This window comes from Enterobacter sp. ECC-175 (assembly GCF_043968675.1).
In the GTDB taxonomy this organism is placed as follows: domain Bacteria; phylum Pseudomonadota; class Gammaproteobacteria; order Enterobacterales; family Enterobacteriaceae; genus Enterobacter.
On record NZ_CP143776.1, the window covers coordinates 1204017 to 1220944 of the forward strand.

The following is a 16928-nucleotide window of genomic DNA, read 5'->3' on the forward strand; positions in this document are numbered from 1 at the left end:
GCAGCGTCGGCGGGATGTACGTCAGAACGCCAGCCGGTACGTGGCGGTGACGCCCTGACGCGTTTCGTGGTCCGAGGCATTGACGCTGTAGCCCACGCCAAAGGTCATGTTGCCTTTCTGGAATTTGACCCCAGCCTGGCCGGTAAAGGCGGTGTCGTCGAGCGTCTCTGCCGAGATAACGTCGCTGCCGCGAATGCCGACGGCGTGTAGCCTGCTGTCAATGTCCCGATCGCCCGTCACGGCGACCACTCCGGCATCCGCCTGCGCGCTCAGGTTCCAGCCGGAATCGAGCGCGAAGGTTTTGTTCACCTTCACCCCGACCGGGAACTGCCAGATATCCTGGCTGCCTTTGTCGGTATGGAAGACCTTCTCGCCGCTGCCGCTTTTGGTATCAAAGGCATCCGTTTTAAGCTGGCTGTAGCGCGCGCCGGCGTAAGGGATCACGTCTACTACGCCCGTCTCAATCCGGTATTCCCCCCGCAGCCCGGCGCTCAGCATCTGGGCGTCGACGTTCGCATCAAACCGGCTGCCCATTCCCAGCCAGCCCGGCTGCTTCTGATTGATGTCGTTGCTGCTTTGCGTCAGGCTGACGTCGCCCGTCACGCTGAGCTGGCGCTGCGTCCAGCTCTGGTACAGCGAAACGCCCCAGAAGCTGAAGTCATTATGCGTGGCGCTGAAGTCACCGCGCGAATCGCTGTCGCCGTTTCCGGCGTAGAACGCCGCGCCCGAGCGCATCTCCCCGAAATCGGTGCCGTACGCTTTATCAGCGCCGAGCATCAGGCCGTAGAAGTTGCTGTCCTGACCGTAGCGCAGGCTGCCCGCGCTCAAATCGCTGCTGCGCGCATTGCCGTAAAGCGCATGCACCCACACGCTGGCGTCAGGCAGATCGTTTTGCAGCGGCGCGTTGGCAAGAGACGTTCTGTCGAGCAGCGCGTCGATGGCCGCCATGCCCGCCGCCCAGGTGTTGCTCTGCGCGCCGCCCGCGATGGCCATCTGCGCCGCGCTGTTCACCGTCCGCACAATCTGCTGGTTGGTCACGTCTGGCGTATCGACGGCAATGGAGAGGAAGCGCTGTCCGGCGGCACTTGCCGTGCGGTCGTTTTCTCCGCTGGCGATCAGCGTATTCAGGGCGTTCGGCGTCGCGATGCCGGGCAGTACGTCCTGCGCGTCGCGGGCCTGCGTCATGACCGTCACTTCACCGTTCTGCGCCGCGGTGGTGGCGCTGAGCAGCCTGTTGAGGCGTAAATTATCGTTCTGCCAGCCGCCGCTGGCGATGTTGATATCGCTAAAGCCTTTTGCCACCGAATAGCTCTGATTGGCCTTCGCGCCCGCCACGTAAAGCGCGGCGCCGCTGGCGACCTTCAGCGTGCCGTTCTCGGCGTTGAGCGCCGCCCGGCCTGTTGTCAACGCCGCGCCGTCGACCATCAGCAGGGAGCGGTCGGCAAACTCCGCCGTATTAAAGCTGGCGTCGCGGTTGCCCGCGCCGTCCGTCAGGGAGCCGTCCACCTTCAGGCCGCCCTGCGCGGCGTTCAGGGTTTGCGGAGCCTGAATGGCCAGCGCCGCGGTGATGGCGTCCTGGCCCCAGCGTAATCCCGAGTCGGCAAATTCCGCTTCCGCTGCCGCCGTGGAGGTATCTCCCAGCACCAGCAGCGAGTTTTGCCCCACGGTCAGGCGGCCGTTAACGTCGCTGCTGCCAACGACAACCTTTGATGCCGAGGCCAGCGTACCGCTCTCGCTCCACGCCGGGTCGATAAACATTCGCGCGCCCTGCAGGTTCAGCGCCTGGGCGATCAGGGTTCCGGCGCTGTCCGCGCTGCCCACGGTAATTTGCGCGTCCTTGCTGGCGTTGAGCCGTTCCGCCATAAGCGCGCCGTTAACGGCCAGCTGCGCGGAGTCCTTCAGGTCAACGTCCGCGTGGAGCGCGGCATGCTGTGCGATCGCTATCTTGCCGCTGCTGACCACGCCCGCCTGCGCGCTGCCGGAGGCGATGGTGTGATCCCCGGCGAGGATATTAAGCGAGCCATCCGAAGAAAGGGTCAGCCTGCCGTTAAGGTGGTTGCTTTCGCTGCCCGCGACCGTCGAGCCGAGGTTAAGCGTGCCCTGATTTACCGCGATGTCGACGGCAGCGTTCGGCTGCCCGGCGACCTCAATCAGCGCGCCGCCCGCGGCGCCCGTCAGGGTCAGCGATTGATCGCCTTCAATCTCAATCTTCGGCGTGCCGGAGCCCTCAAAGCGCAGCTGCGACGCGCCAAAGCCGTTGGCAACGGCAATCGAACTCTCCGTCTGCGCATTGCCCGCGCCGATAACCAGGCGGTTTTTGCTGGAGGTAACCTGAGTTGTTGCTAACGTCGCCTGGCTGGTGGAGGCATCCGCCACGCTTGCCGTTCCGCCCGTGCTCCCTGGATTTTCAATTTTGCCGAGCATCACCAGCGAATTGCCGACGGCCGCGCCGATCAGCGCGTTGACCGCGGTCACGTACTCCAGGCGGTAGGTGCTATCCGTCAAAATGAGGGTGCTGTCCGTCAGCGACAGGTTTTTCCCGGTGGCGTTAAACCCGCCCGGAAGCGCGGCGGCGGTAGAGGCGTTAAACAGCCGATCGGAGCGGGTCTGGAGCTGGCTGCCGTTGGTCATGGCAAGCGATGCACCGCTGCTGAGCGAGAGCGTATCGGCGATGATTTTTGTCCCGCTGAAGGTGAGCTTCCCGCTGCTGAGCTGCACGGGGGCGGTCATCGACCCTCCCGTCACGGTCAGCGCCGTGCCGACGTTTTCATTGCTAAAACCGCCGGTGAAGCTCGCGCTATCCGTGAACGTTAACTGGCTAAAGTGGCTGAACTGTTTTCCGTCCAGCGAGGTGTTGCCCGCCAGGTGCAGGGTGCTGTTTTGATCGCTGCCGTACAGGTTTCCCTCTACGTTTGCGCTGGTCAGCCAGACGTCAGCGCGCTGGATGCTTTTGCCCGCGAGGTTGATGTCTCCTGACAGGGTACTGTCAGCGATCTTGACGTCCACCGTGCCGCTGCCGGTATGGGCGTCCACGCTGCCGGTGAGCGCGGAGCGGGTAATGTCCATCGCAATCTTTGCCGCGCCGTTGGCGGTGATGTCGCCCGTCACGTGGCTATTATCGATGACGGCGGTAATCGCTTCCGGGCTCGCCGCGTAAAGCGCGCCCGTCAGGCTGCTGTCTTGAAGGGTGATGCGGTGCGCCCCGGTCCCTGACGCTAAGATCCCGCCGTTGACCTTGCTGTCGTTGGCGATCGTCACGTCGATGCTGTCGTTCGGCGTCAGAAACAGCGCCCAGCCGCTGGCATACGCTTTACTGACTGGGGTTACGCCCCTTTTATCGTAATCCACCTCAGCGTTCGCGCCGTTCAGCGTCGAGCCCTCTACGAGGATGCGGGTATGGGTCAGGGTGTTTGCACCACCCGCTTCAATCCAGTCTACCGTCGCGTTATTCACCAGCGAAATCTCGGCGCTGCCGTTTTTGCTGGCGTTAATGTAGTAGCCGCTGAGATCCGCGCCGTCCACCAGCAGGCGCTGGATATCCTTGTCCTTACGCGATGAGGTGCCGCTGGCTAAATAGATATTCTGCGCTTTTGCCGTGCTATTGATGGCGGCATCCTGCGAGGGGGCGGTGAAATACCACGCTACGGGTTTCGGATCTAGCGGCGAGGTCATTTCATATTCCTCAAGCCCGCAGACGCCGGCTGCGGAATACGCGGTGCAGCTATTTGCCTGCGCAGCGAAAGGCATCAGCAGACTGCTCCCAAAAAGCACGCTCATGCGGGTGGCAATTTTAGAAAGTTGAAACGTTTTGTTCATTATTTATATCCCTCTATACATGCATTACGCTTAAGCCGAAAACGGCATTAAATTCGAACAATGCTTAATTCCTTGTTACATTTCGAAGCATAACAAAATGAGGGGGCGGTATTATTAGGATTGATCTTCGTGAAGTTGGAAAATTCTTATTAGAAATCTCATGCATATGTTATGTGAGATAAAATCAGCGTGCTTTTTTATTGAAATGTGATGAATAGCACGATCTGTTCTTGAGTGTTAAGAATTTTCCTATAACGTGCAGAAAAAAGCGTATTGATATTAAAAACATTTATGAGGATTATGAATTAATCCGCAGAGATGTTAGGGTTATGAGAATGGTAATTGTGATTTCATCCTGTAGGTATTTCAGGCAAGGGTTTGATTTATTGTTAAAAACCCTCAATCCTGAGGCGTCTATCTTTACTGACGTCACGTATGTGGATGATATTAAAAAAGCGCACAGGGACAATCTTGCGCGCGCCAAAGCTATCGTAGTGGATTATGGCCAGTCAGACATTAAGGCGCTGAATACTCTCCTTGAGGTTAAAGGTAAATATCCGAACGCTATGGTGATATTCATCACGCGGGAGGCCTGCTTCGACAGCACCATTGAAAATATATTGATTAACACGGCCGCAGATTTAACCATAGACTGTAAATCTTCTGTGAATAAAGTGACCCAGTGCCTGTCGCGCTTTACGATCGCCGACCAGCGGATCACCATTTTTAAAAATATGCGCTGGTGTAATATTGAACGCGAAAAAAGCCTGACCAAAATGGAATCGCTGCTGTTGCCCTATATTGTCTCCGGTAAAAAGAACAAGGAAATATCGCGCTGCGTTAACGTGACGGGAAAAACGGTAAGCCATCACCGCAGGAATATTTATAAAAAGTTCGCGGTAAACAATCTGACCGGATTATATAAAAAGTTCGACCACAGTGTATAAATGCGATCGCGGGTGAAACAATGGACAAAATGATTGCTGCTCAACGAAATCTGAAAGAAGCGCTGCTAGTGCTGGCACAGGACGCCGACTTTACCGAAAAACACCTGCGCGCGTATCGCCAGTGCATTAACCCCGCCACGGCGCAGGGGATACCTGCGGTGATCCGCAAAGACTATTACCGCCTGGCCGACCGCTTCGCGCCGCTGGTGGCGCGCAGCGATGGCGTCAAGGCGGTTTTCGACGCGGCCACGCTCAACGACATCGCCCCTGCGGTGATGGAGCTCTTCGTCCGCCTGACGGAGTGGATAACCCTTGAACACTATCTGTTAAACCAGCGGGTGCATTACGCCTGAGGGCCGTTTCCCCGCACGTCTTTCCGCGCGTTGTTACCAATTATTGCGCTTTACCCTCTCGTTTCTTGATACTTACCCTGATAACTATTATCTTGATTGGGTAATACGAGAGGGCTCCCCATGAGTGAAGATAATCTGTTCAGCCGCAGGCCGATGGGCATGCGGATGGCGATGATCGTGCGCCAGTGGCGCGCGGTGATTGACGACGCCATTCTTGATACGGGGCTGACCCAGTCAAGCTGGACGGTGATGATGCAGCTGCACCAGCTGGGGGATAACGTCTCGGTCAGCGAGCTGGCGGAGGTGCAGGGCATTGAGCTGCCGCCGCTGATGCGCACGATAGCCCAGCTTGAACTGCGGGGATACCTGCTGCGCACCACGTCGCCGTATGACAAACGCATCCGCCTGCTGGCGCTGACGCCGGATGGCCACGCCATTCTGCGCAGGCTAAACAGCGTTATTGAAACCTATCAGGCCCGCGTATCGCAAAACATCGCGCCGGAACATCTCGAGATTTTCAGCGCAACGCTTAATCAATTCGCCTGCAATTTGCGGACTATCCGCGAAGAAGATAACAAGACCGAAAAATAATGACCCCTGAACAAAAGTTTGCCCGGTGGGTAAGGGTAAGTATTGCCTCTTTCCTGCTGATGTTTGTCTACTTTATCGTCGCGGATATCTGGATCCCGCTGACGCCGGACTCCACCGTCATGCGCGTGGTGACGCCGGTCTCCGCGCGCGTGTCGGGCTACGTGGCGGCGGTGCATGTCCATAACAACAGCCAGGTGAAGAAGGGCGATCTGCTCTTTGAGCTGGACGCTACGCCGTTTCGCAATAAGGTCGAAGCCGCGCAAATCGCGCTGGAGCAGGCGCGCCTGTCGAACGACCAGCTGGATGCGCAAATCGCCGCCGCGCAGGCCAGCCTGAAAACCGCCGTGCTGACCGCGCGCAACGATAAAGTCACCTTCGAGCGCTATCGGAAGCTCAGCACCCTCCAGAACGTTTCGCAGTCGGATCTGGACAAGGTGCGCACGGCCTGGCAGAGCAGCGAGCAGTCCGTCCATTCTATAGAGGCGAACATCCACAACCTGCGCATCCAGCGCGGCGAGCGGGATGAGCACCGCAACGTGACGCTGCAAAAATACCGCAACGCGCTGGACGACGCGCAGCTCAACCTCGCCTGGACGAAGGTCTACGCCGAGGCGGACGGCACGGTGAGTAACCTGCAGCTCAGCCCGGGATTTTATGCCTCCTCCGGCTCCGCCGCGCTGGCGCTGGTAAACAACCAGACCGATATCGTGGCTGATTTCCGCGAGAAGAGCCTGCGCCATACCCATCAGGGAACCGACGCGGCCGTGGTATTCGACGCCTTCCCGGGCCAGGTTTTCCGCGCCCACGTCACCAGCAGCGATGCGGGTATCCTCGCCGGGCAGGAGTCGGTGAACGGCGAGCTGTCCCAGCCGGAGACCTCCAACCGCTGGGTGCGCGACGCCCAGCGGATGCGCATTCACGTGGCGCTGGACGAGCCGCTGCCAAAAAGCCTGCCGACCGGCGCGCGCGCCACCGTGCAGCTCTACAACAGCGAAGGGCCGTTCTCCCGCTTCTTCTCCGGGATGCAAATTCATCTGGTGAGCCTGCTGCACTATGTCTATTAACACGCTGGCCCGGGTCTTTACCCCGCACGGCAACATCGTCTACACGGCAAACGACTTTCGCCAGACCCTGCGCATCGTCTTCGCGGGAACGATCGCCCTGAGCATCTCCAGCTTCTATAACACCTCGTACGGGGTGTTTTTCGTAGTCTACCCGATCATGCTGCTGTCGCTGGTGCCGGTGTTTAACCGCCACGTGGCGAAGCAGTTCATCTTCAGCGCCTCGCTGAACTGCGTCGAAATGATCTTTATCATCGGCTATCTGTCGCAATGGCCGCTGATCATGACGATAGTGGTGTTTGCCCTGTACGTGATGCGCTTTCGCTTTATGAGCAAGGGGCCGCTGTTCCTGTTTGGCTCGATGGGCGTGGTGTGCCAGAGCGTGATGCTCAACTTTATGAGCTACCCCACGACCAACTGGCACACGCTGCTGTTTTCCAACATTGAGGCGAGCGTGATGGCGGTGTGCCTGAGCGCGCTGATGAACTACCTGCTGCCGGACGTTGAGCCGCGCAGGCCGCCGCCGCTGATTGAGAAAGACGACGCCCGCGTGCGCCACGAATCCCTGCTTTCCGGCACCGTCGCCACGCTGATTTTTGTGGTGTTCCAGATAAGCGACCTCAGCGATTCCCTGTCGGCGCTGATGGCGGGCGTGCTGATCCTGTTCCCGATGCACTATCGCGGCGCGGTGATGAGCTCCATCTGGCGCGTGGCCGGGGTGGTGTTGGGCTGCTTATACATTCTGGTGGTGCAGCTTATTCTGTACGATCACAGCAGCCACATGCTGCTGATGATGCCGCTGATTGCCCTCGGGCTGGCGTTCGGCGCGCGGCTGCACGTGATGGAGAAGGTTGGCGCGGGCGTGGGCTTCGCCAGCATCACCACCATCGGCATCATGTTTGGGCAGAACATGCACCCGGACGGCGACCTGGTGTTTAGCGATCTGTACCGCATCACCTCGGTCACGTTCGCGCTGGTGGCGACGCTGACGCTGGTTTTCCTGGTGCACCGGATCCTCAACTGCTTCGAGCCGACGCGCTACGTCATCGCGCCGCCGAAGGCCGACTAGCGCGCGAGCAGGACGGGCAGCTGCGACAGCAGGAACAGGATCAGGCCGATAGTCCCGCCGACCAGCGTGCCGTTGACGCGGATAAACTGCAGGTCTTTGCCGATGTTTAGCTCGATCTGGCGCGACATGTCTTTCGCATCCCAGCTTTTCACCGTGTCGCTGATGTGGCGCGTCAGAAACGCGGCAAAGTCGGGCGCGACGCGGTGCGCCGCCTGCTCCAGATGTTCGTTCAGGGACGCGCGCAGGCTGGCATCGGCGGCGAGCGTTTCGCCAAACCACAGCCCGGCGCTGGCGATGCGCTGCTTCACGCGCGAATCGTCGCTATGCATGTCCGCCTTCAGCCAGTCGCGCAGGTCGCCCCACATTTCCCCCAGATAGCGGTTAAACGCCTCGTCGTTCTTCAGGTAGTGCTTGATGCCGTCGGCTTTGGCCGCCATGTCCGGATCGTTTTTCAGATTGTCGATCAGCTTCAGCGTGGCGCGATCGAACGCCTGGCGGATCTGATGCGTGCGGTCGTGGCTGATGTCGTCCAGCAGGCTGTTGACCGCGTTCGACACCATCTCCGCGCTCTGGTCGCCCAGCCACTCGGTGGGCAGCACCATCGCCTTGCGCGGGTGCTCGGTCTTGAGCCAGTGGACAATCTGAGTGGCGATAAATTCTCGCGAGCTGCCGCGCTGAATCAGCGTAATCAGGCGGTTAATAATGGCGTCTAACAACACCTGGTGGCGGTTGTTTTTGGTCATGCTTTCCAGCATCACCGCGCTGGTTTCGGTGAGGTCCACCTTGTCGATGGCCTTATGCACCGCGCGCTTGAGCAGCCGCTGGATGCGCCCGTCGTCGGCAAGCTCGAGGAAACCGCCCATCACCTGAATCAGATGCTGGCCCACGCGCTGGGCGTTGTCGGGCTGGCTGAACCATGCGCCAATCATTTTCGCAGGCTCGTAGCGGCGGATCAGCGCCACCAGGGATTGGGTATCGAGAAACTTCTCCTGCACAAACTGGCCGAGATTGTCGCCAATCCGGTCCTTATTGCGCGGAATAATCGCCGTATGCCGTGCGATAAACGGGATCGGCACCCGTCGAAACAGGGCGACCACGGCAAACCAGTCCGCCAGCGCGCCGACCATCGCCGCTTCGGCAATGGCCTTAACGCCGCGCACCCAGAAGGTCTGCGGCAGGAAGAGGGTGGCGATAAACGCCGCGGCGGCAACCAGCAGCAGCGACAGCGCCAGCAGCTTGGCGCGTTTCAGTTCGGTATGTTTTTCCATGGGGTAAGGATAGAGGGAAGCGGGGGGATAAGGCAAAAAACAGAAAACTAAGAACCTTCCGGATATACCCAACTTTACGCCCGCGCCCGGCCACGTTGACTACCCTTAATACCCTAAGCGGTAAAACAAGGAGATTCGAAATGGCCTATCAGACAGTCAACCCTGCCACTAACCAGCTCATCAAAGAATACCCCTCGCATACCGATGCGGACGTCGAAGCGGCGCTGAAGGCCGCCGACGCGCTTTACCATTCCGACTGGTCAAAGGGCGACATCGACCAGCGCCTGCCGGTGCTGCACAAGCTCGCAGATCTGATCGACGAGCGCGTGGAGGATCTGGCAAAAATCGCCAGCCAGGAGATGGGGAAACTCATTGAGCAAAGCCGCGGCGAGGTGAAGCTGTGCGCGCAGATCGCCCGTTACTATGCGGACAACGCAAAGCAATTCCTTGCGCCGGTGGAGTACAAAACCGAGCTGGGCGAAGCCTGGGTCGAGCATCATCCCATCGGCGTGCTGATGGCCGTTGAGCCGTGGAACTTCCCGTACTATCAGCTGATGCGCGTGCTGGCGCCAAACCTGGCGGCGGGTAACCCGGTCATTGCAAAACATGCCAGCATCGTGCCGCACTGCGCCGAGACCTTTGCGCACCTGGTGCGCGAGGCGGGCGCGCCGGAAGGGGCGTGGACCAACCTGTTTATCTCATCCGATCAGGTGGCGAAAATCATCGCCGACGACCGCGTGCAGGGCGCAGCGCTGACCGGTTCCGAAAAGGCCGGCAGCGTAGTGGCGGCGCAGGCGGCCAGGCACATCAAAAAATCGACCCTCGAACTGGGCGGTAACGACGTGTTCGTGGTGCTCGACGACGCGGATATCGACAAGGCCGTGAAGATTGGCGTCAACGCCCGTCTGAACAACGCGGGACAGGTCTGCACCGCGGCGAAGCGCTTTATTCTTCATGAAAAAATCGCCGACGCGTTCCTGAGCAAGTTCACCGAGGCCTTTAAGCAGGTGAAGATGGGCGATCCGCTGGACGAAAGCACCACGCTGGGGCCGCTCTCCTCGAAGGACGCGCTGGAAACGCTGGCTAAACAGGTCGACGAGGCGGTGAAAAACGGCGCGAAGCTGCACTACGGCGGTAAGCCTGCCCAGCGCGACGGGAGCTTCTTTGAGCCGACGATCCTGACCCACATCTCGCGCGAGAACCCGGCGTACTTCGAAGAGTTCTTTGGGCCGGTGGCGCAGATGTACGTGGTGAAAAGCGACGATGAAGCGGTTGCGCTGGCGAACGACTCCCACTACGGCCTGGGCGGCGCGGTGTTCAGCCAGGACATTGCGCGGGCGAAGAAAATGGCGTCGCGCATTGAGACCGGCATGGTGTACATCAACTGGCTCACCGATACCGCGGCCGAACTGCCGTTCGGCGGCGTGAAGCGCTCCGGCTACGGGCGCGAGCTGTCGGATCTGGGGATCAAAGAGTTTGTGAACCAGAAGCTGGTGGTGGTGCGTAAGTAAGCGTAATGCATAAAAAAACCTGCCGAGCGGCAGGTTTTTTTTTTAGGTATTAGAAGGTGATCCCGCCGCCGACATAGGCGCCGTCAATCAGCGTGTGGTTTGGACGACCGTCTTTGCCATCAACGCTCACGTGGCGGTAGCCCACTTTCAGCGTCACCGGTGAGATTGGCGTCCAGCTTACGCCGCCGTTGGCTTCAACGTAGTTTTTCACGCTGTTGTTCAGCCCTTCCGGTGCGGCATAGCCTTCGCCGAAGACGTGGATGCTGTCGGTCAGGGCCACGCTCACGCCGCCGCCGATTGGGAACGCCACGCCGTTATCGCCTTTCTTTGGACCGATGTAGATCGCTTTAGCACCCGCGTTCAGCATCACCGGGCCCACTTCCAGGTTGTAGCCTGCGCCCACGCCGCCGGTCTGCGTACCGTCGTCGGTGTTTTTCAGCCAGTTGCTTTCGGCGTACAGGCCAGAAGAGGATTTGCCCATTTCAAGATTGAGGTTGGTAAAGTTTTTACCCTGCTCGATGCTGCCGCCCATTGCCAGAGCGGAACCCGATACGGCGGTCAGTGCGGCCAGAACCAGAACGTTGAGCTTTTTCATGTTTTATACCTCGTCATCAAGTTAATCTGGGCACACCCTAACAGGCGATGTTTATGACTGCAAATGTGATGAAGGTCGAGGTTTTATGCTGGTTTTGTTAATGGATTTGTTCATGGGTGTTGCAGGAAGTTTTTTTTGTCTTAGCGTCAATGCGGAATGCTTTTGCGTTTAGGATGGGTTTAATTTGTTATCTAAACGAAAGCTGAACGGGCAAAAGAAATTGATTGGAAATGAATTAATTGAATTTCTAATAATTTCCAAAAGTGTATCAAAAATCATAGATAACAACGTAAATTTACACTTTGATGGATATCATTACCTGACGAATCCAGGCTTCGCGAGGAGCTAAGCCATCAAATGTATCGTTCATAACGATGCGCTCTACCATAACAAGTAGCCGAAACCAGGTTCGTTTACCTGTATTATCAACCTCAGTTTAAAATTCTTAAGTAGATATTTAATATATTACTCCTATGATTGAGGGCGAATATGGCAACAGTAAATAGCTGGCGAAGCATGTGGGAGCATTTTAGAAAAGAAAAATTAGATGCTGCAATTTTTATCTATTGCGTAGTGGGCGTAACATTTGCGCCAAAATGGATACCTAATAGCAACTACTGGATGGCATTGATTTCCATTGTTTTTATAATATTGAGTTGTACACAGTCTGGAAGACTCACAAAATATTATAACTTCTTTACTAAAGAAAATAACGAAACAATATTGTCTAGGTCTGCGGGGTGGTTTGTCTTCTTCTCATGCTATCTTTTCCTTGCACTCTTGTTTTCAGTAAATATTCTTCCCAATGTAATAACCTATTGGGTCGCATTTTTATTTGCCATAACTATTTTAATTAGCTGTATATTGACAATATTTGACCTTGAAAGGGAAAAAAACCGTAAAGCGATTGGCATAAGGATTGTTGTATTTTCTATTATACCCTTGATCTATATGTTAACGAGCAGCTACTCAGCGAGCTTGTTTTTACAAATCAGTAATCTGAATATAGCGCTTTCTCCATGGGTTGAGTATTGCTGGAAGAACGCAGCATTTTTGGCGTTTTTCTTAATGTTATCACAGCCGTTTTGCTATGTTTTATTCATTGCATTCAGCGACAAAGCAAAAGGGTATAGACGTTTTACACTTATCGGCGCGCTTATAACATCAATCTTTTTAGCTGTTCTTATTCCTTCCCTACTTGGTGGCGTGGCTTATTATACTCTCAATTCAGCGATTAATCACGAATGGCATGATAAGGCCAAATGTGGCCAATTGACGATCAGTAATCCTTGGGAGAGGTATTACGGGTTTAATACGGATAAATATACCGTATTTTATTCATTCAGGAACGGGATGTGGGGGTTTGAGGAATTTACCTGTAAAAAGAGACCAAACGGTGAAGATTATTACGTTGTTGAGTCTCTACCGGTCAATAATATACCTAAGTTGTTAAGATAGCCTTAATCAAGGGGCCTGCAATAATACAGGCCCCGCAAGCGGACGTTGAGTTATTTCTTTAAGCCAGCAAACGCCGCCCGAATTTCTTCTTCCGGCAGCTGAATTCCAATAAACACCATCACGCTGCGCGGCGCTTCCTCGCCCCACGGGCGATCCCAGTCGGCGCTGTACAAACGCTGCACGCCCTGGAACAGCAGGCGGTTTGGCTCGCCGTCGATCCACAGCATGCCTTTATAGCGCAGGAGCTTATCCGCAAACGACAGCAGCAGGTTTTCCATCACGCGCGACACCTCGCTGATGTTTACCGGGTAGTCCAGCTCGACCACGATAGAGGAGACGTCGTTCTGCTTGTCCGCCATAAAGTGAAAGCGCGGCTTCGAGGTCACGTTCTCTTCCAGCATAAAGCCGTTGGTGTTGAACAGCTGCGACAGGTCGATATTGCCGTGCGTTACGGTGTAAACAGGCGCGCGGGAGTTGATGCGCGCCAGCCGCTCGCGGAGCTTTTCGGCTTCACCCGCGACGTCGGTTTTGGTCAGCAGGATGCGGTCGGCGTAGCCCACCTGCGACTGGGCAATCGTGAACTGGTTCATCTGCTCGTCGGCGTGAACCGCGTCAACCAGCGCAATCACGCCGTCGAGCAGGTAACGCTGGCAAATGACGTCGTGGGAGAAAAAGGTCTGAATAATCGGGCCGGGGTCGGCCATGCCGGTGCACTCAATCACCAGGCGGTCAAAGTCGATTTCACCGCGGTCGCGGCTGTCCAGCAGGTCGAGCAGGGCGTCTTCCAGCTCGCTGGAGCGGGTGCAGCAGATGCAGCCGTTGGTCAGGGTTTTGATTTGCGTGGCGCGGTCGCCGATCAGCTGGTCGTCCACGGAGGCTTCGCCGAACTCGTTTTCGATAACCGCGATTTTAAAGCCGTGTTGTTCGTTGAGGATGTGGCGCAGCAGGGTGGTTTTGCCCGCGCCAAGAAAGCCGGTGAGCAGGGTAACGGCAATCGGTGTCATGGTCTCTCCTTTAGCAGCAGCGTACGCCGCCTTCTCCTCCTCCGCCGTAGCGCGCTTCCTGACGCTCGCGGAAGAATTCGTTGTAGGTCATGTACGGCTTATCCGGGTGGTTGGTCTTCATATGCTCAACGTAGTTATCATAGTCCGGGATGCCGATCAGCATCTTTGCCGCCTGACCGAGGTATTTTTTTGCTTCGCCTAAGTTACCAAACATTGCGGGTTCCAGACAGGAAAAGCCCCTCACTCTAACCCTCTCCCCAAAGGGGAGAGGGAATATTGACACCCTCTCCCCTTTGGGGAGAGGGCTGGGGTGAGGGGGAGGATTGCGGATTAATGGTGTGAAGAGGTCTTCACGCCGCCTTCCGGCACGGGCACGTACGGGGTTTCTTTATCCGTACGGCCTTCGGCGTTACGCACCTTCATCCAGGTTTTGATGCCGTAGAAGATGATGCTGTACACCACCACCAGGAACAGAATGCTCAGACCCGCGTTGGTGTAGTTGTTCACCACGATATGGTTCATGTTGGCAATCTGCTGCGCGGTCAGGTCACCGCCGCCAGCGGCGATCTTCTCTTTGTACTGGTTAGCCATGAAGAAGAAGCCTTCCAGCTGCGGGTTGGTGCTGAACAGCTTCAGTCCCAGCGCCCAGGTGGTGCAGAGCAGCAGCCACAGGGCAGGTACCACGGTTACCCAGATGTATTTGGTGCGCTTCATCTTCACCAGCACCACGGTGCCGAGAACCAGCGCCACGGCGGCCAGCATCTGGTTAGAGATGCCGAACAGCGGCCACAGGCTCTTCACGCCGCCGAGCGGGTCAACCACGCCCTGATACAGCAGGTAGCCCCACAGGCCTACGCAGCCCGCGGTTCCGAGAATGCCCGCCACCAGAGAGTCGGTTTTCTTCAGGAACGGCACGAAGTTGCCGAGCAGGTCCTGCAGCATAAAGCGGCCCGCACGGGTACCGGCGTCCAGCGCGGTCAGGATGAACAGCGCTTCAAACAGAATACCGAAGTGGTACCAGAAGCCCATGTCCGCCCACGGCAGCACCTTGTGGAACACGTGTGCGATACCCACGGCCAGCGTCGGTGCGCCGCCCGCGCGGTTCAGCACGGAAGGTTCGCCGATGTCTTTCGCGGTCTGCATGATCTGCTCAGGCGAAATCACGAAGCCCCAGGAGCTGACGGTCGCCGCGGCGTGCGTGCTCGCCTCTTTCAGCTGCGCCAGGATCATCGCGGTGTTTTCGCCACCCATTTCGTGCAGGTTTGGCATGGTAATGCCCAGGCCCGCCGGCGGGGTGTTCATCGCGAAGTACAGGCCCGGTTCGATGATGGAGGCCGCTACCAGCGCCATGATCGCCACGAAGGATTCCATCAGCATCGCGCCATAGCCGATAAAGCGCGCGTCGGTTTCGTTGGCCATCAGCTTCGGCGTGGTGCCGGAAGAGATCAGCGCGTGGAAGCCAGACACCGCGCCGCAGGCGATGGTGATAAACAGGAACGGGAACAGCGCGCCTTTCCACAGCGGACCGGTACCGTCGATGTACTGGGTCACCGCAGGCATTTTCAGCTCAGGATTGATGATCACAATGCCGATCGCCAGGCCCACGATAACGCCGATTTTCAGGAAGGTCGCCAGGTAGTCGCGCGGCGCCAGGATCAGCCAGACCGGCAGCAGCGCAGAGATAAACGCGTAGCCAATCAGCGCGAAGGTGATGGTGGTGTCTTTAAAGGTCAGCGCCGGGCCCCAGTACGGGTCGTGGGCGATGATGCCGCCAAAGTAAATAGAGGCCACCAGCAGCACGATGCCGATTACGGAGACTTCGCCCACGCGTCCCGGACGCAGGAAGCGCATGTAGATCCCCATGAACAGCGCGATCGGCACGGTAGAGCAGACGGTGAACACGCCCCACGGGCTTTCCGCCAGCGCCTTCACCACGATCAGCGCCAGCACCGCAAGGATGATGATCATGATCAGGAAGCAGCCGAACAGCGCAATGGTGCCCGGCACGCGGCCCATCTCTTCTTTGATCATTTCGCCCAGCGACGAGCCGTTGCGGCGGGAAGAGATAAACAGCACCATAAAGTCCTGCACCGCACCCGCCAGCACCACGCCCGCCAGCAGCCACAGGGTACCCGGCAGGTAGCCCATCTGCGCGGCCAGCACCGGCCCAACCAGCGGGCCCGCGCCTGCGATAGCGGCGAAGTGGTGGCCAAACAGCACGTAGCGGTTGGTTGGCACGTAGTTCAGGCCGTCATTGTTAATGACCGCCGGGGTGGCGCGCGTCGGGTCGAGCTTCATGACCTTCTGCGCGATGTACAGGCTGTAGTAGCGATAAGCCACAAGATAGACGGAGACAGACGCGACCACGATCCACAGGGCGCTGACGTGTTCGCCCCGGCGCAGTGCGACTACCGCCAGACAGAAAGCGCCGATAATCCCGAGTATTGCCCAGGGCACGTGCTTAAGTAGTTTTTTAGTATCCATAGTAAGACCTGGTTTTTTATGTGAAGAAAAAAGGGTCAGGGTTCGTTTTGAGGAGGTATTGAGTAATGCTGGAGCGATCGTGCCAGATCCTCGCGCGCGTAAAGGACGGTAAATGCGTGAGCGGTTGAAACCGATGAGTGAGTGGTCAAAGAACGGGGCGAGTGGTTCTAACGTCAGGTAAAGTAAAGAATATATGTGATGACGATCACAAAATATATCCTCCTCACCGCGCGGACGGGTGAGGAGGAGACGCAGCGTTACACGGCGGCTTCCATTTCCAGCATGACCGGGTGGAAGCGGCGCTTGAAGTAGATCAGGCCGTGGCCCTCGTCGCTGAGGATGATGTTTTTAATCTCCACCAGGTAAACCAGATGGGTGCCGATGGTCTGCACCTGACTTATTTCCCCTTCCAGGCAGGCCAGCGCCTCTTTGAGCGCCGGCTGCCCCAGCGGGCCTTTCTGCCAGCAGGAGAGGCCAAAGCGCTCTTCCATGGTCATGCCGGTCATGCCCGCGAAGTGGCGGGCCATGATCTCCTGCTGGTGGTTGAGGACGTTCACGCACAGCCTGCCGTTGCCCTGGAAGACCGGGTTCATGGCGCTGTTGGCGTTGATGCAAACCATCAGCGACGGCGGGGTGTCCGTGACCGAGCAGACGGCGGTGGCGGTGATGCCGCAGCGGCCGGCCTCGCCCTCGGTGGTGACCACGTTGACCGCGGCTGACAGGCTGGCCATGGCGTCGCGAAAGCGCAGGCGTTGTTCATCTGAATGCATG

Annotated in this window: 14 protein-coding genes; 7 read left to right on the forward strand and 7 right to left on the reverse strand. The window is 57.5% G+C overall.

The window, feature by feature from the left end:
• Positions 1–21: 21 nt before the first annotated feature.
• The gene (locus tag V1599_RS05670; RefSeq protein WP_395301170.1) at positions 22–3816 is read right to left on the reverse strand and encodes an autotransporter outer membrane beta-barrel domain-containing protein; all 3795 of its coding nucleotides are present in this window, start codon (positions 3814–3816) and stop codon (positions 22–24) included.
• Between the two features lie 335 nt (positions 3817–4151).
• Here V1599_RS05670 and V1599_RS05675 point away from each other — a divergent pair, with 335 nt between their 5' ends.
• The 5 genes from V1599_RS05675 (at position 4152) to V1599_RS05695 (ending at position 7837) form a co-directional block, all read left to right on the forward strand.
• Positions 4152–4763 carry a LuxR C-terminal-related transcriptional regulator gene (locus V1599_RS05675; protein WP_181573227.1) on the forward strand — a complete coding sequence of 204 codons (612 nt, stop codon included), beginning with the start codon at positions 4152–4154 and terminating at the stop codon, positions 4761–4763.
• A gap of 20 nt (positions 4764–4783) precedes the next feature.
• Entirely contained in the window at positions 4784–5116 is a 333-nt protein-coding gene (locus V1599_RS05680) for a hypothetical protein (protein WP_395301171.1), read from the forward strand.
• Between the two features lie 120 nt (positions 5117–5236).
• Entirely contained in the window at positions 5237–5707 is a 471-nt protein-coding gene (locus tag V1599_RS05685) for a MarR family winged helix-turn-helix transcriptional regulator (RefSeq protein ID WP_112010971.1), read from the forward strand.
• On the forward strand, positions 5704–6771 hold the full coding sequence (locus V1599_RS05690; RefSeq protein ID WP_112010972.1) for an HlyD family secretion protein: 1068 nt from the start codon (positions 5704–5706) through the stop codon (positions 6769–6771). Before V1599_RS05685 ends, V1599_RS05690 begins: the two co-directional genes overlap by 4 nt.
• Positions 6761–7837: a DUF2955 domain-containing protein gene (locus V1599_RS05695; protein WP_395301172.1), complete on the forward strand. Its 1077-nt coding sequence runs from the start codon at positions 6761–6763 to the stop codon at positions 7835–7837. The genes V1599_RS05690 and V1599_RS05695 overlap by 11 nt, the downstream gene beginning before the upstream one ends.
• Here the strand turns inward: V1599_RS05695 and V1599_RS05700 are convergent.
• Positions 7834–9105, reverse strand: a complete 1272-nt coding sequence (locus V1599_RS05700; protein WP_395301173.1) for a DUF445 domain-containing protein — start codon at positions 9103–9105, stop codon at positions 7834–7836. The genes V1599_RS05695 and V1599_RS05700 overlap by 4 nt on opposite strands.
• 140 nt (positions 9106–9245) lie before the next feature.
• Here V1599_RS05700 and V1599_RS05705 point away from each other — a divergent pair, with 140 nt between their 5' ends.
• Positions 9246–10616: an NAD-dependent succinate-semialdehyde dehydrogenase gene (locus V1599_RS05705; RefSeq protein ID WP_395301174.1), complete on the forward strand. Its 1371-nt coding sequence runs from the start codon at positions 9246–9248 to the stop codon at positions 10614–10616.
• Between the two features lie 49 nt (positions 10617–10665).
• Here V1599_RS05705 and V1599_RS05710 read toward each other — a convergent pair whose 3' ends face one another.
• Complete coding sequence (locus V1599_RS05710; RefSeq protein ID WP_297121144.1) at positions 10666–11211, reverse strand: YfaZ family outer membrane protein; 546 nt, start codon at positions 11209–11211, stop codon at positions 10666–10668.
• Positions 11212–11700: 489 nt separating this feature from the next.
• Between V1599_RS05710 and V1599_RS05715 the strand changes: the two genes are divergently transcribed.
• Complete coding sequence (locus V1599_RS05715) at positions 11701–12669, forward strand: hypothetical protein (RefSeq protein ID WP_395301175.1); 969 nt, start codon at positions 11701–11703, stop codon at positions 12667–12669.
• A 50-nt stretch (positions 12670–12719) separates the two neighbouring features.
• Here the strand turns inward: V1599_RS05715 and yjiA are convergent, their stop codons facing one another.
• The 4 genes from yjiA to V1599_RS05735 form a co-directional block, all read right to left on the reverse strand.
• Entirely contained in the window at positions 12720–13673 is a 954-nt protein-coding gene (yjiA, locus tag V1599_RS05720; RefSeq protein WP_112010984.1) for a GTPase, read from the reverse strand.
• A 10-nt stretch (positions 13674–13683) separates the two neighbouring features.
• A complete protein-coding gene (locus V1599_RS05725) occupies positions 13684–13887 on the reverse strand; it encodes a YbdD/YjiX family protein (protein WP_032616354.1) in 204 nt (67 codons plus the stop codon).
• Positions 13888–14003: 116 nt separating this feature from the next.
• Positions 14004–16157: a carbon starvation CstA family protein gene (locus V1599_RS05730; RefSeq protein WP_395301176.1), complete on the reverse strand. Its 2154-nt coding sequence runs from the start codon at positions 16155–16157 to the stop codon at positions 14004–14006.
• A gap of 257 nt (positions 16158–16414) precedes the next feature.
• A complete protein-coding gene (locus V1599_RS05735) occupies positions 16415–16927 on the reverse strand; it encodes a 4-hydroxyphenylacetate 3-monooxygenase reductase subunit (protein WP_395301177.1) in 513 nt (170 codons plus the stop codon).
• Between the last annotated feature and the right edge of the window lies 1 nt (position 16928).